This is a genomic window from Marinobacter sp. HL-58 (genome assembly GCF_001314605.1).
Lineage (GTDB): Bacteria > Pseudomonadota > Gammaproteobacteria > Pseudomonadales > Oleiphilaceae > Marinobacter.
Map to the genome: position 1 here is coordinate 217,263 of NZ_LIHP01000010.1, position 14,249 is coordinate 231,511.

At 57.7% G+C, this 14,249-nt stretch carries 16 protein-coding genes; 5 read left to right on the forward strand and 11 right to left on the reverse strand.

Annotated features, from left to right (window positions below; genetic code table 11):
* Positions 1 to 75: 75 nt before the first annotated feature.
* Together HLUCCO03_RS08215 and HLUCCO03_RS08220 are read left to right on the forward strand one after the other, a co-directional pair.
* Positions 76 to 357, forward strand: a complete 282-nt coding sequence (locus HLUCCO03_RS08215; protein WP_027832820.1) for a pyrimidine/purine nucleoside phosphorylase — start codon at positions 76 to 78, stop codon at positions 355 to 357.
* Positions 358 to 515: 158 nt separating this feature from the next.
* Positions 516 to 2,159, forward strand: a complete 1,644-nt coding sequence (locus HLUCCO03_RS08220; protein ID WP_027832821.1) for a fatty acid--CoA ligase — start codon at positions 516 to 518, stop codon at positions 2,157 to 2,159.
* A gap of 74 nt (positions 2,160 to 2,233) precedes the next feature.
* Here the strand turns inward: HLUCCO03_RS08220 and HLUCCO03_RS08225 are convergent, their stop codons facing one another.
* The 6 genes from HLUCCO03_RS08225 to HLUCCO03_RS08250 form a co-directional block, all read right to left on the reverse strand.
* The gene (locus tag HLUCCO03_RS08225; protein WP_027832822.1) at positions 2,234 to 3,487 is read right to left on the reverse strand and encodes a D-amino acid dehydrogenase; all 1,254 of its coding nucleotides are present in this window, start codon (positions 3,485 to 3,487) and stop codon (positions 2,234 to 2,236) included.
* A 102-nt stretch (positions 3,488 to 3,589) separates the two neighbouring features.
* Positions 3,590 to 3,943: a translation initiation factor Sui1 gene (locus tag HLUCCO03_RS08230; RefSeq protein ID WP_027832823.1), complete on the reverse strand. Its 354-nt coding sequence runs from the start codon at positions 3,941 to 3,943 to the stop codon at positions 3,590 to 3,592.
* A gap of 38 nt (positions 3,944 to 3,981) precedes the next feature.
* The gene (locus HLUCCO03_RS08235) at positions 3,982 to 4,506 is read right to left on the reverse strand and encodes a DUF4136 domain-containing protein (RefSeq protein WP_027832824.1); all 525 of its coding nucleotides are present in this window, start codon (positions 4,504 to 4,506) and stop codon (positions 3,982 to 3,984) included.
* A gap of 78 nt (positions 4,507 to 4,584) precedes the next feature.
* Positions 4,585 to 5,190, reverse strand: a complete 606-nt coding sequence (locus HLUCCO03_RS08240; protein WP_027832825.1) for a YigZ family protein — start codon at positions 5,188 to 5,190, stop codon at positions 4,585 to 4,587.
* A 60-nt stretch (positions 5,191 to 5,250) separates the two neighbouring features.
* The gene (locus HLUCCO03_RS08245; protein WP_027832826.1) at positions 5,251 to 6,576 is read right to left on the reverse strand and encodes a HAMP domain-containing sensor histidine kinase; all 1,326 of its coding nucleotides are present in this window, start codon (positions 6,574 to 6,576) and stop codon (positions 5,251 to 5,253) included.
* Entirely contained in the window at positions 6,573 to 7,259 is a 687-nt protein-coding gene (locus HLUCCO03_RS08250; RefSeq protein WP_027832827.1) for a response regulator transcription factor, read from the reverse strand. Before HLUCCO03_RS08250 ends, HLUCCO03_RS08245 begins: the two co-directional genes overlap by 4 nt.
* A 147-nt stretch (positions 7,260 to 7,406) precedes the next feature.
* Here HLUCCO03_RS08250 and HLUCCO03_RS08255 point away from each other — a divergent pair, with 147 nt between their 5' ends.
* Both HLUCCO03_RS08255 and HLUCCO03_RS08260 read left to right on the forward strand, forming a co-directional pair.
* Complete coding sequence (locus HLUCCO03_RS08255; RefSeq protein ID WP_027832828.1) at positions 7,407 to 8,576, forward strand: GNAT family N-acetyltransferase; 1,170 nt, start codon at positions 7,407 to 7,409, stop codon at positions 8,574 to 8,576.
* 42 nt (positions 8,577 to 8,618) lie between these two features.
* The gene (locus tag HLUCCO03_RS08260; RefSeq protein ID WP_027832829.1) at positions 8,619 to 9,269 is read left to right on the forward strand and encodes a hypothetical protein; all 651 of its coding nucleotides are present in this window, start codon (positions 8,619 to 8,621) and stop codon (positions 9,267 to 9,269) included.
* A gap of 16 nt (positions 9,270 to 9,285) precedes the next feature.
* On the opposite strand, the gene HLUCCO03_RS08265 is transcribed toward HLUCCO03_RS08260, so the two are convergent.
* Positions 9,286 to 10,644, reverse strand: a complete 1,359-nt coding sequence (locus HLUCCO03_RS08265; RefSeq protein ID WP_292016659.1) for a nicotinate phosphoribosyltransferase — start codon at positions 10,642 to 10,644, stop codon at positions 9,286 to 9,288.
* Between the two features lie 147 nt (positions 10,645 to 10,791).
* Positions 10,792 to 11,007 (reverse strand): dodecin, encoded by a 216-nt coding sequence (locus HLUCCO03_RS08270; protein WP_027832831.1) that lies wholly within the window; start codon positions 11,005 to 11,007, stop codon positions 10,792 to 10,794.
* Between the two features lie 188 nt (positions 11,008 to 11,195).
* Between HLUCCO03_RS08270 and HLUCCO03_RS08275 the strand changes: the two genes are divergently transcribed.
* A complete protein-coding gene (locus tag HLUCCO03_RS08275; protein ID WP_027832832.1) occupies positions 11,196 to 11,966 on the forward strand; it encodes a DUF3750 domain-containing protein in 771 nt (256 codons plus the stop codon).
* Positions 11,967 to 12,146: 180 nt separating this feature from the next.
* Here the strand turns inward: HLUCCO03_RS08275 and HLUCCO03_RS08280 are convergent, their stop codons facing one another.
* The 3 genes from HLUCCO03_RS08280 to HLUCCO03_RS08290 all read right to left on the reverse strand — a co-directional run bounded on the left by HLUCCO03_RS08280 (position 12,147) and on the right by HLUCCO03_RS08290 (position 14,168).
* Positions 12,147 to 12,470 carry an AzlD family protein gene (locus HLUCCO03_RS08280; RefSeq protein WP_027832833.1) on the reverse strand — a complete coding sequence of 108 codons (324 nt, stop codon included), beginning with the start codon at positions 12,468 to 12,470 and terminating at the stop codon, positions 12,147 to 12,149.
* Entirely contained in the window at positions 12,467 to 13,219 is a 753-nt protein-coding gene (locus HLUCCO03_RS08285; RefSeq protein WP_027832834.1) for an AzlC family ABC transporter permease, read from the reverse strand. Before HLUCCO03_RS08285 ends, HLUCCO03_RS08280 begins: the two co-directional genes overlap by 4 nt.
* A 94-nt stretch (positions 13,220 to 13,313) precedes the next feature.
* Complete coding sequence (locus HLUCCO03_RS08290) at positions 13,314 to 14,168, reverse strand: NAD-dependent protein deacetylase (protein WP_197025729.1); 855 nt, start codon at positions 14,166 to 14,168, stop codon at positions 13,314 to 13,316.
* Between the last annotated feature and the right edge of the window lie 81 nt (positions 14,169 to 14,249).

Genomic DNA, 14,249 nt, shown 5'->3' on the forward strand with positions numbered 1-14,249 from the left:
ACAGCTACCTTTTTCATAACACGGCAACACAATTTCACGTATAGTGCGCCCAACCGATTTTGAGGAGATGCTTTCATGTTAAAAGTGAATGAGTACTTTGATGGAAAAGCCAAGTCCATCGCATTCCAGACCTCCACACTGCCCGCCACTGTGGGCGTTATCAGCCCGGGTGAGTACGAGTTTGGTACCAGCAAGAAAGAAACCATGACCGTTATCAGCGGCGCCCTTACCGTGCTCCTGCCCGGCATGGAAGAGTGGATGACCTACGGTTCCGGCGAGTTTTTTGAAGTAGCCGGCCAGGCCAGCTTCAAAGCCCGAACCGACATAGACACCGCCTATCTCTGCACTTACGAGTAGGCCTGAATACCGCACCCCCCATAAGTGGGCCATAATTTACCGGCCCGCTTATGCCCCTCTCTTTTTTTGATCCACAAAGGTTTCCGTCAGCGTAAAACTGTGTCAGATTTAGGACCTTCTCGTTATAAATTAAACAATTGAGAAAGAGGTACCGAGTTATGGCACAGACCCGCATCCTGGCACCGGCAGAAAACGCCTATCAGTATCCACTGCTGATCAAGCAACTCCTGCTATCCGGTCCCCGCTATAACCCGGATCAGGAAATCGTTTACTCCAACCGCAGCAAGTACACCTATACCGACCTTGTTGATCGTATTCACCGCCTGGCCAACGCCTTGACCGATGCAGGCGTCAAACCGGGTGACACCGTTGCGGTGATGGACTGGGACACACCTCGTTATCTGGAGTGTTTCTTTGCCATCCCGATGATCGGAGCCATTCTGCACACCGTCAATGTCCGGCTGTCTCCCGAGCAGATCGTTTACACCATGAACCACGCCGAAGATGACGCTGTTCTGGTACACGACGATTTCCTCCCGATCATCGAAGGTGTAAAAGACGAAATCAAAACCGTCAAAACCTGGATACAGCTGACCGACAGCGACACAGCAAAGGCAGCGCCTGTCGATACCATCGGTGAATATGAAGCTTTGCTGGCCAAAGCGGACAACCAGTTCGACTTTCCCGACTTTGACGAGAACAGCGTAGCGACCACTTTCTATACCACCGGCACCACTGGCAACCCGAAGGGCGTTTACTTCAGCCACCGACAACTGGTGCTGCACACCCTCGCCATGACAGGAACCATCGCAGCATTCGATGAAATGCCCTTGCTCCGTTCCTCATCGGTTTACATGCCTTTGACGCCAATGTTTCACGTTCATGCCTGGGGCGTGCCCTACGCTGCCACCATGATGGGCGTCAAACAGGTCTATCCCGGCCGTTATGAACCCGAACTGCTGGTGGACCTGCTGAAGGAACACAAAGTCACCTTCTCACACTGCGTACCGACGATCATGCAGATGATGATGGCTACCGAATCCATCAAGACGGCAGATCTGAGTAACTGGCACGTGCTGATCGGTGGCAGTGCCCTGACAAAGGGACTTTGCAACGCCGGAGCGAAGCTTGGCATCAAGATGTATACCGCCTACGGCATGTCTGAAACCTGCCCGTTGCTCAGTGCATCTCACCTCAAGCCGGAAGACATGGAGTTGCCGCTGGAGCAGCAGACGTCCATCAGGGTTAAGACCGGTATTGCCGCGCCAATGGTGGAACTGGAGATTGTGGACCCGCAAGGCAAACCTGTGCCCCATGACGGCGAAGCCAAGGGCGAAGTAGTTGCCCGCGCCCCATGGCTGACCCAGGGTTACTTCAAACAGCCCGAGAAAGGCGAGGAGCTCTGGGAAGGTGGCTGGCTGCATACCGGCGACGTCGCCAGCATGGAGCCTGATCATACCCTCACCATCAAGGACCGCATCAAGGACGTGATCAAAACCGGCGGTGAATGGCTGTCCTCACTTGATCTGGAGAACCTGATCAGCCAGCATCCGGCCGTCGCCGGTGCTGCGGTCGTCGGTGTTCCGGATGAGAAATGGGGTGAGCGCCCTCATGCCCTCGTCACTCTGAAGCCCGGTGAAGACGCTTCCCTGGAGGACATCCAGAACCACCTCAGGCAGTTCGTCGATTCGGGCGAAATCAACAAGTGGGCCATCCCCAACCAGATTGATTTCGTTGAGGATATTCCGAAAACCAGTGTAGGCAAGATCAACAAGAAGCTGATTCGGGATCAGTTGCAGTAACATCTTCTTCGATCAGCCCCACACACATCGCGTCAGGTGTGTGGGGCGCCTTCCCTCCTTATTGCCGACCTCCGTCAAAGCCCGGTAAACGCAAAGTCCACATCCGGTTTCCGCCCCGCCACGATATCCGCCAGCGCGGCAGCAGAACCGCAGGAGTGGGTCCACCCAAGGGTTCCATGGCCGGTATTCAGGTACAGGTTGCCGAAATGGCTCTTGCCGATATAGGGCACATTGGAGGGCGTGGCCGGCCGTAACCCGGCCCAGAACTCGGCTTGCTCCCAGTGCCCGGCCTCTGGCATCAGTTCAGCAGTGCGCCTGACGATCGACCGGCACCGGGTCAGGTTCAGTTCCCGGCCGTAGCCGCTCAGCTCCGCGGTGCCGGCAACACGAATGCGGTCACCAAGTCGTGAGAAGACCAGCTTGTATTCATCATCAATGAGGCTGACATTGAATGCCGCATCCTCATTCTTCACCGGCACCGTTATGGAGTAGCCCTTGGCCGGGTAGATGTTCAGGGAAAGGCCGAGCTTCCGGGCCAGGATGGCACTGAAGCTGCCGAGGCTCAGTACATAGCTGTCGGCGCGCAGGGTCTGATGCCTGCCTTCACGGATGACATTCACTCCGAGAACCCTGTCCCGGGTATTTTCGAAACCCAGAATCTCGGTACCGTACAGAAACTCCACGCCGGCTTTCCGAGCCTTCAAGGCCAGCGCCTGGGTAAACCTGCGGGCATCACCGGACTCGTCTTCCGCGGTAAAGGTTGCTCCGGCAATCCGGTGTCTGACCGGAGACAGTGCCGGTTCCAGCTCAACCGCGCGGTCCGCATCAATCACCTGACGATCACATCCCAGATCCCGCATGATGCGGGCCGGCTCCAGTGCCGATTCAAACTCCCGGGGATCGGTGTATAAATGCAGAATACCCTTCTCAAGGTGGTCGTACTCGATCCCGGTATCTTTGCGCAGGGCCTGCAGACACTCACGGCTGTAGATGCCAAGGTGCACTATCTCGCGCATGTTGCGGGCAGCCCTGGCCGACGTGCATTCCCGCAGGAATGCGATGCCCCAGCGCCATTGCGCAGGATCCATACGGGGGCGAAATAACAGGGGGGCATCCGGCCGGGCAAGCCATTTGAGAACCTTCAGGGGCGTTGAGGGATTAGCCCAGGGTTCGGCGTGTGATACGGAAATCTGCCCGCCGTTGGCGAAGCTGGTTTCGGTGCCTGCATTGTTCTGCCGGTCCACAACCGTGACGTCGTAGCCTTGCTGCCTCAAAAACCATGCGGTAGTAACACCAACGACACCTGCACCGAGCACCAGTATGTGCATTCAAGTCCTCTCCTGGTCTGCAACTGAATCGGGGCACTATTGTAGCGCCCTGGTTAACAGATTACGTGTCAGACCATTTGCCACTTTCGGGGAGAACCATGCTCAGCCGCCGGCCTTTTTCACCGTCCAGCCTTTCTCCTGCAGCAGCGGCACCAGAATATCCCGCTGGTCCCCCTGAATTTCCACCACGCCGTTCTTGACGGTACCCCCGGTTCCACACCGGGCTTTGAGCACCTTGGCGAAGGCTTTCAGTTCCTTTTCGTTCAGGGGTATACCGGTCACCAGGGTAACACCCTTGCCCTTGCGCCCCTTGGTTTCCCGGCTTACGCGCACGATGCCGTCACCGGCAGGGGGCGAAGACGACCCACACTCACAATCATCAACGGGTTGTCGACAACCGGGGCACATGCGCCCCTGTTCCGTGGAAAAAACCAGCCCACCAGAACGGTTCTTCATAATGTCCTCTTTATTGATTCGTGGATCGACCCTGTGCCTCAGACTCCGGGGGGATATTTTTCAAACATGTCCGCCACAATTTCATCGATCAGCTCGCGCCGTGTGTCGGATGACTGGTTTTCGTTCAGGTAACGCCGGCTGGCGGCGCGCCAGACTACGCGGTCGGTATCTGTGTCGACCAGTTCAAGCACCAGCTTACCTTCCTCAATTTCCCGGACCGGCGGCGCCGACGCCAGCCCCCAGCCAAAGTTGCCACTACCAAAACCAAAACCGAGCCCTACCCCGGTTTGCTCAAGACGCTCTTCCTCCACAATCTCCCAGGCAACGAGCAGATCAGCCTCGTCTGCCGGTACTTTGTTCATGGCCTTGCGATTCAGCTCCCGCTCTACAGCACTCTCGATACGACCGCCATCAAGGGAGGTAAAGCTTTCGCCGTCCTTCTTGGGCGCAAATGCCCAGGACGCATAATTACCGAAGACTGTGCCGGAATCATAATCTGTTACAACATTACTGGCACACCCGCTCAGCACCAGAACCAACAGCGATACAAGGAAAACTCTCATGATGACAACTGCCCCTCTTTATGCGGTTTATCACCCAGTATACGCACAGTAGACGAACGGAGTTTCGGTAAACGTTCCCTAACTTTCAAAACTGTAATGCATGGCCCTGGCCTCGCAAAAAGCGGCCAGGGCGTCACACTCTTCTTCGGGCAGGCTAACCGTCATCGTCACACCGGCACCGTATTCCACATGAACCACCATGGCGCCGTTCTGATCGCACCAGTGCCTGACCGGCTGCTCATCGGCGAACGTCATGGTGATTGTCACTTCCCCCATCGGCTTCTGGATCTCGCGATCAACCGCGGAAAGCACCGACTCGGCAGCACCGGCGTAAGCCCTTACCAGACCACCAGCCCCGAGCTTGATGCCACCAAAATACCGGATCACCATTACCAGCACATCACCCATGTCCTTGTGCTGAATCACGCTGAGGATGGGTTTCCCGGCGGTACCCGAGGGCTCCCCATCGTCATTCATGGCCGCTTCCGCAGCAGCACCCGGACGCCCGATCTGATAGGCCCAGCAGATGTGCCGGGCATCCGGGTGATCTTCGTGGGCCTGATCAAGCCAGCCCCTGACTTCATCCCTCGATGAAACAGGCGCAATGCGGGCGATAAACCGGCTTTTCCTGACGATGGTTTCCCGTTCCAGAAAACCTGCCGGTATGGGATAATCCTTTGACATGGATAATTCCTGATGCTGATTTATCCGACGGTTAGATGTATGTGCGGCAGCAAGCCATGGTCAGATGCCTCCGGTAAATACAGGCAGGCGTATCGACACCACCAGGCCACCCCGCTCTCCGTTGAAGGCCCTGATATCACCATCGTGAATCGATACGATGTCTTTCGTGATGGCCAGGCCAAGCCCCCAACCCTGGCCACCCCGGGACCTGTCAGCGCGATAGAAGGGCTCGAACAGGTGGGGCAACACGTCTTCCTGCACTCCCGGCCCCTCGTCATGGACTTCGAGGATGAGCTGTTGCCGCTCGGCCCGCAACGTAACGTGCACGTTCTTGCCCGGGGGCGTGTGGTCCAGGGCATTCTGTACCACATTGTCGAACGCCCGTTGCAGCAAGCCTCTATCCCCCAGTACCGAAGCATTCCGGCACTCCGGTCCGACGGTGAGCTGGCAGTCAACTCCCCTGTGTTCGGCGTAATCGGCAGCATCCCTGAGTACATCGTTGATCACAAGGATCGGCTGGACAGCCTCGCGCTCAATGTCCTCACCCTGCTCAGACACCCGGTACAGGGTCAGAATCTGGGAGGTCATGGCCTCCAGCCGTTCGTTCTGGCGCAGGATCGAGGCCATCAGGTCCTCATCCACACCTCCCTCGCTGGCCAGCTCGATCGCTATACGCTGCCGCATAAGCGGCGTGCGGAGATCATGGGAAATATCCCTCAGCAAACGGGTCTGGCGATCCAGCAAGCTGCACAACTGCTCGGTCATTGCGTTGAAAGCCGTTGCCAATGCGCCCACTTCGTCCCTGCGCCTGGTGATGCGATCGCCCACACGCAGGGAATTGTCGCCGCCGGCAATCGCCCGCGCTGTCGACTCCATGTGTTTCAAGGGTCGTGACACCAGGCGGGCCACCCAGGCACAAGCGAGGGTAATGATTACAAAAGCCAGGGCCAGTTCCACCCACTGAAAAACCCGGGGATTCAGCCAGGCCTCGCCGCTCAGGCGTGGCCAGGCCACGAGCCGGTATCCTTCCGCCACTTCAATAACAGCCGGCCGCTGACGGTACCAGCCGCCGGATTCCATGCGCTCCCGGATGGATTCCGGCAGACTGCCATCATTGTGGTCTGCCTCGATCAGGAACAGATGCAGGTCCAGTTCGCTGCCCCGCTCTTTCAGAAACCGCCAGGCATCGCCCCGGCCCTGGTTCTCACGCACGGCCAACGCTTCCATGGCGAGTTCCTGCAACCCGGCCTGGCGCTCGATAGCCTCACGCTCCCGGTCTTTCAGGGTATGGGTCACCAGGCTACCGACAATCATGGTGAGGGCCATGGCAAGCCAGATGGAAATGAATATCCTCCAGAACAGAGAAAACCTCAGCCCCCCGCTCATGTCGGCACCCGATAGCTGTACCCCAGCCCCCGAACCGTCTCAATGCGGGGAGGGTCATCGTTACCCAGTTTTTTCCGCAGGTTGCTGATGTGCATATCCAGCGTACGGTCATACGCTTCCAGACGGCGCCCCAGGGCCCACTGCATCAGGTCCGTCTTGCGTACCACACTGCCGGCATGAGCCAGGAGCACCTGCAGAACCTCGTACTCGGTGGCGGTCAGGTCCAGCGCTGCATCGTTCTGGTAAATTCGGCGGTGTACCGGCTCAACCCTCAGGTCGCCATAGGTTCGGGATTCATCCAGGCCCACTTCCTGGTCCCAGGCCACACGTCGCAGCAGCGCCTGAAGCCGGGCAATGAGTTCCCGCGGATTGCAGGGCTTGGGAATGTAATCATCCGCGCCAACTTCAAAGCCGACAATACGGTCGGTTTCATCGCCACGGGCCGTCAGAAGAACCACAGGAAGGTGGGTTTTTGCCCGCAACTGGCGCAACACTTCCAGGCCGCTGATATCCGGCAGCATGATATCCAGCACCACTATGTCACAGTGCTGGCCCATCGCCAGTGACAGCCCGTCATGGCCGTTGGCGGCCTCGCGCACGGTAAAACCCTGGTTAGCCAGATAGCGGGCCAGCAATTCCCGCAGTTCCTCATCGTCTTCAACCAACAGCACCCGGTTCTGCATGGCAATCCTCCGTTGTTACAGACGGCAGTCTATCACGACACTCAAACAACACTGTTTTGTATCATTTTTCTTTGCATAACCTTTACATGGTGATCATCTGACGGATTCTGGCGTATGGTAAGAGTAAATCACGGAGAGCCCCATACCATGCCAGATTCCGGCACCCCTGAACTGAAGATCCGTACCGTTCAATTCATTGGTGATATCAGCCCAGACCACTGGCATCAATGCAGCGGCACTGACAGCCCGTTCCTGCGCCACGAGTTTTTACTGGCTTTGGAGCAATCCGGCTGCACAACGGCCGCCACGGGCTGGCGCCCGGCCCACCTGCTGTTCTATCTGAACGATCAGCTCGCCGGTGTTGCACCTGCGTATCTGAAGACCCACTCCATGGGCGAGTACGTTTTTGACTGGGCCTGGGCTGATGCCTACCAGCGCCATGGCATGAATTACTATCCCAAGCTGCTGATTGCCATACCGTTCACTCCCTGCCAGGGGCCGCGTCTGTTATTTTCGCCACAGCTTCGGGAGTGGATGACCCCGGAGCGGCTGCACCAGGCGCTGGCGTCTGTCACCGAAGAGCTTGGCGGCCATTCCTGGCACCTGCTGTTTCCCGACTCTGGCGACCAGCAACTGCTGGGCACCCGGGATGAACTTCACCGTATCGGTTGTCAGTTCCACTGGTATAACCGGGGTTACACCACATTCGATGATTTCCTTGCGACATTAACCTCGCGGAAACGCAAATCCATCCGCAGGGAACGGAGACAGGTAGCCGATCAGGGCATTACATTCCGGCATTTTTCCGGTAAGGATATGCCCGATCACATACTCCAGGCATTTTATGTGTTCTACCAGGCTACCTATCTGAAACGGGGACAAAGGCCCTATCTGAACAGTGAATTCTTTCATGAGTTGAGAGCGCGACTGCCGGATCAGCTTCAGATCATCATGGCTGTCAAAGACGACCAGCTGATTGCCGGTGCCCTGTTTCTTGCAGGCGGTGACACCCTTTACGGTCGTTACTGGGGCTGCCTGGAGGAATTCGACCATCTGCATTTTGAAACCTGTTACTATCAGGGCATTGAGCTGGCCATCAAGCAGGCGCTTACGCGATTTGACGCCGGAGCGCAGGGGGAGCATAAACTGGTTCGGGGGTTTGAGCCGGTTATCACCCACTCGTGGCATGGCATACTGCACCCCGGCTTTCGCGAGGCCATTGCCAGGTTTACCCGGGAAGAGGCGGAGCATGTCATGGCTTATGCAAGGGACGCCGAGAATGCCCTGCCATACAGGACGACAGCACCGGAAAAGTAGCGGACTTCAGGTTCTTACAGACATTATACGGAGCGGGCAGCCATGGAAGCGGACACTCTTTTTGACCTTGTGGGCAGCGACCACTTCGTTCTGCTGATCGCGGTTGCTGCGCTGGTGGTGGCAGTGATTGCCATCTTATCCGGAACCGCCAGCCGGCGGAAACTCTCAACCCAGAACGACACCGTGAAACAACGGGTCGACAGCCTCTGGGCAGAGATGGACGAATTACGGGTTTCCCAGTTCAATAGCCCCGGAGCCTCCGCCGGCAACGACGCTACCGGCAGTGAGCGGTTCGCGGCAGAAAAAGCCGCTTACGAGGCCATCTGGCCGGTGGTCTGGTCGCTGCACGACAAGCTCGGAATGTTTCTTCGTGCTGTTGAGGCCGATGACCAGGCCGGCGAACTCCGGCTTGAGGCCCGCAATGCAGCGCTGACAGCCCGCAGCACGCTGAACCGGGTGCGCCCCTTCTGCCACGGCGACATCGACCAGCTGATCACCCAACTGATCGATAATCACATCAAGGCGCACCTGGCCGCCTGCCATTACATGGACCTGCGCAAAGACTCCCTGTCATCCAGCTCCAACCATGACAGGGCCGTTCAGAAAGAGAAATTCCATATGCTCTACGACGGCCAGGCCAAGGAAATGCTGGACCAGCTGGTGACCCTCATCAGGAACAGGATGCTCAAGTAGCCCACACCCGGCTTTATCAGCCCCTGGCGACCTTAACCAGCGCCTCCCGCTGTAATGCCCGGAGAAAGTCACTGATGACAACCGGTACTTCACCGATGGGATCCAGTGAACGATATCTCGCTGGCAGCGTATCAACGGCCTTGCCGGCCGAACGGACCCGCTCGTCCAGTGGGGCAATGGCACCGTCGACTATCCGGCCGAACTTCATCACCGGTTTCAGTAACGGGCTGCCGTCAAACACTTCGTCTCTGCCCGCAACCACATCCTGCACGATGCAACCGTCTGGCCCCAGCCGCCGGAATATCTGTTTTGGCCCGGGGAACGACTGTTTTCCCGGTGAATTTTTCATGCGGGGAAGGCTGGCGTATTCCGTCAGTTTGAAAGCGAGCTCCAGTGCTGGCTCATCCTTTGAGACGCCAATGGCTGTGCCCACGCCAAACCCGTCTATGGGCGCTCCGGAGGATACCAGTTCCGCAATCCGGTACTCATCCAGTCCACCGCTGGCCATGATACTGATGTCGGTCAGGCCGGCCTCATCCAGCATTTGCCGGCAGTCCCGTGCTTCTGCCGCAAGGTCGCCGGAATCCAGGCGGATCCCTCCGATACTCACATCCGGATTCTGCTCCAGCCAGTTGATGATTCGCTGGACCGCCGTGCGGGTGTCATAGGTATCCACCAGCAGCGTTGTACCCGGGTACAGATCGGCATACACCCTGAACGCATCCAGTTCGTTCGTACACGCCTGCACGAAACTGTGGGCCATGGTGCCATAGACGGGCAGGTTGAAATCCATGCCCGCCAGCACATTGCTGGTACCCGTCAGCCCGGCCAGGCGATAAGCCCTTACCGCACGATGAGCGGCGTCCAGGCCATGAGTCCTGCGCATGCCGAAATCAACAACCGACCGGCCCTGTGCTGCAAACTTCAAACGAACGGCCTTGGAGGCCAGAACGGACTCCAGGTGCACGTAGTTCATCACCAGGCTTTCCAGCAACTGAACCTCGGCAATCGGCCCTTCAATTTCCAGCATGGGTTCCTGGGGGAACAGCGGCGTGCCCTCTGCAACCGCATAAATGGAACCACTGAACCGGAAGTCCCTCAACCAGCCCAGGAATTCGGGCCTGAACCGATTCAGGGATTCCAGGCGTTCAATATGTTCGTCGGTAAACCTGAGTGATTCAATGACGGACACCACGCTCTGTTGCCCGCAGGCAAGAATGAAGTTCCGGTTGGCCGGCAGTTCCCGGAAGAACAGGCTGAACACCGCCGTATCATCCATGCCCGAAGTCCAGTAAGCCTGGGCCATGGCCAGTTCATACAGGTCCACCATCAAGGGAAGATCGCTCTCTCTGACCAGTGGAGGTTGTGTCAGCACAGGTTCACCTCAATCCTGGAAACTAAAATGGTCTACCGTGTGCCAGTCTGAGTTGGCAATAATCGGCCAGTAACAAAGCATTCAACCCATTTACCCATAGTAGAACCTCCCATAGTTCTGTTACCGGTTCATTCAGTTTGCCGGATATCAGCTGCCTTCGATCCTGAAACCGATTTTAAGCACAACCTGATAGTGACCGACCTTGCCATCAACAACATGGCCCCGGGTTTCCTGCACTTCAAACCACTCGATGTTGCGGAGGTTCTTGCTGCATTCGGCAATCGCGTTTTCAATGGCGTCTTCAATGCTTTTCCTTGAAGACCCAACCACTTCCACCTTCTTGTAAACATGATGGTCGGACATGACTCCTCCTGCGTTATAGGCCGTATATTGTCAGGCAAGTTCCTCGAATACCTGTATTTTCAGCCTATACCAGTAAACTCTGACCAGCAAACACCTGGCCATGTTCGGCGGGGGAACTTCAACGAATGACTGAACTCTGGTGCTTCTCCATCGTAAACTGTTGACCACACATCGCGCCCCGGATACCCATGAAAAAGATAAAACAGTGTTTGATCGGCCTTACCCTGACACTGGCGGTGCTGCTGGCAGGGCCACTGTTACTGGCCGCATGCGCCGGATTCCAGGATTCCGGAAGCTGGCGGACAGCAGACCGCTCCAGTGCCGGCCTGGCACCCACCCCGGAACAGGAGCAAAAAGCGGTGGTGCAGGTCTACGGCGCCCGTGCCTACAACTGGCGCGGCTACTTTTCCCTGCACACCTGGATCAGCACCAAGGAGGCGGGGGCCGACAGCTACTATGTGCATGAGGTCACCGGGTGGCGTCACTACGTCGTCCAGTCCAGGCGCGACGACCCGGACCGGGCCTGGTACGGCGCGCCACCGCAATTGATTGCCGATATCCGCGGTGAACAGGCGGAGCAGATTATCGCGCAACTTGGGGACGTGATCGATGAGTACCCCTACCCCACTGAGTACGAAGCCTGGCCCGGGCCCAACAGCAATACCTTTGTCGCCTGGGTGATCCGCCGGATTCCCGAGATGGATGTAGCCCTGCCCAACCATGCCATTGGCAAGGACTACCTGGACAACGGCATTGTTTCTGAAGTTCCCGGCGGGGCCGGTTACCAACTGTCTCTGGGCGGTTATTTCGGCGTTCTTGCAGGGGTCCGCGAGGGGGTGGAACTCAACATACTGGGATTATCACTTGGAATTAACCCTCTGGCACTCGGCATCAAACTACCTGGAATTGGAGAGCTGGCACTGCGCAACACAAACCCGATGTCTGATTCCACGCATTAGCTTGGGGGCCCGGGCGGGCAGGCCCTCCCAAAAATGTGCGGTGCCATGGAGACGGTCGGAGCAGGCAAGGCCTCCCAAAAAACGCTGTAAATACGTCCATGTACGCTTGGGCTCTGCCATCCATGGCTCCGCACATTTTTGGGAGGCCTTGCCTGCTCCGACCTGCTTCGGCGGTTAGCGCTAAAAAACGGTAAATCCTACGTAACGAACCAGACCGGCAGCTGCCATGCCCGCCGCAATAGCGGGAAGTGGCTTCTTTAGCGTCAGCATAAGGATGGCAGTTACCACCAGGGCTGCCAACGCACCGACGTCACCGCTGAACGCCATGGGTACGATGATGGCGATCAGCACCGAGCTGGCCATGGTGTTGATAAAACTCTCGATACGAGGGTTGATGGTCACGAAGGACATCAGGAATACGCCGCCGAAGCGGGTCACCAGAGTGACAGCCGTCATCACAGCGATCAGCCCCAGAATGCCGGCGGTAGTGGTTTCGACGGTCATGACGAGCCCTCCCCTTCGGCATTGGCGTTACCGGTATTGTTATGGGGTTTCTTTTCCAGCCAGAAGAAACCGACAGCACCGCCGGCCAGGGCGCCGACCACCACATGGGTGTGTGGAGGCAGCCATTTCCAGGCCGCCAGCGAGGAGACGGCAGCTATGGTCCAGGCGACCAGGATGCGGGGCGACTTGTTGCCGCCCAGCGCCATGGCCAGCAGGAAACAGCCCAGCACCATATCCAGGCCCAGGGATTTGGGATCCTGTAGCAGTCCGCCAAAATAGACCCCCAGCCAGGTCCCGAAAATCCACGCCAGCCAGATTGCAAGGCCGCCACCCAGAATGACTTCCAGGTTGTGTTTGCCGCTCTGGTATTCCTGTGCAGATACCGCCCAGTTGGCGTCGGTCAGAAACAGCAGCAGGCCATAACGGCGACCCGGGGGCATCTCCCGGAGCATGGGGTAGAGCGAAGCACCCATCAGCAAATGCCGGGAATTAATGGCGAAGACCACCGCCATCAGCGGAATCAGGGAGACTTCGCTTCCCCACATGTCGACAGCGGCAAACTGCGAGGCACCGGCAAACACGGTGGTACTCATGAGAATGGCCTGCAGGGGTTCAAGGCCTTTTTGCACGGCGGCCAGACCGAAGGCAGCACCGAACGCCACCACGAATAACGAGATGGGAAGCAACCGAAAAAATTCGTAGCGAACCTTGCCCGGCTGGAATCGGTAGGAGTATGTAGTAACGTTCATCTAAGCAAGCTAATGAAACCGGCGAGGGAAGCGTATAAGTAGATGCCGAAGCCAGAACACGCGTTGCCGGACAGTGACTGCCTTCCGGTGACCCTCAGAGCTGGCTGAGGGATACCGCCAGCGTTTTGCTGATGTCTGAGTTCAGTTTCAGATCCACCAGGGAGTCGGCACGGGTACGGCCCAGATTCAGTGTCGCCATGGGCTTGCCCCATTCCCGGGCATAACGGCAGAACCGGAAACCGGAGTACACCATCAGCGACGACCCGATCACCAGCAGGCCATCGCTGGCCTTGAGGGTATCCAGCGCCGAGTGCACACGGCCCTTCGGCACATAGTCCCCGAAGAACACCACATCCGGCTTGAGAATTCCGTCGCAGCATGGACAGTCGGCAATCCGGAAACCGGAGAAATCCACCTCAAGATCCGCATCACCATCCGGTGCGACACCCGCCGAAAACTGTTCGAACCCCGGATTCATATCCGCGCAGCGTTCATGGACCTCATCACGCGCGCAACGGTAACCGCAGCTCATGCAGATAACCTCATCCGCCCTGCCGTGCAGATCCGTCACCGAACGGCTACCAGCCTGCTGATGCAGCCGATCCACATTCTGGGTGACCAACAGGCGGCTGTGATTGCGCAACTCCAGCTCGGCAATATGGTGGTGGGCGGTATTGGGCCTGGCATTCCTTATGACCGGCCAGCCAATAAGGCTGCGGCCCCAGTAACGCTGCCGGACTTCCCGGCTGGTCATGAAGTCCTGGTGCTGCACTGGCTGCTTGCGCTTCCAGGCCCCGTCACCATCCCGGTAATCAGGAATACCGGAATCGGTACTGACACCGGCACCAGTCAGTATCATCAGGCCCGGATGCCGGTGGATAAACTCCGCCAGCATGGCTCCGGCCTCTTCCGGTTCGTGCAGCGCCAGCGGCTGATCGCCGACGGGCATGGTAACGCCTTTGGCAGGCTGTCGGATTGCAGACATCACACTCTCACCCGTTGATACAACGCTCTACTTTAGGGAGCGAAC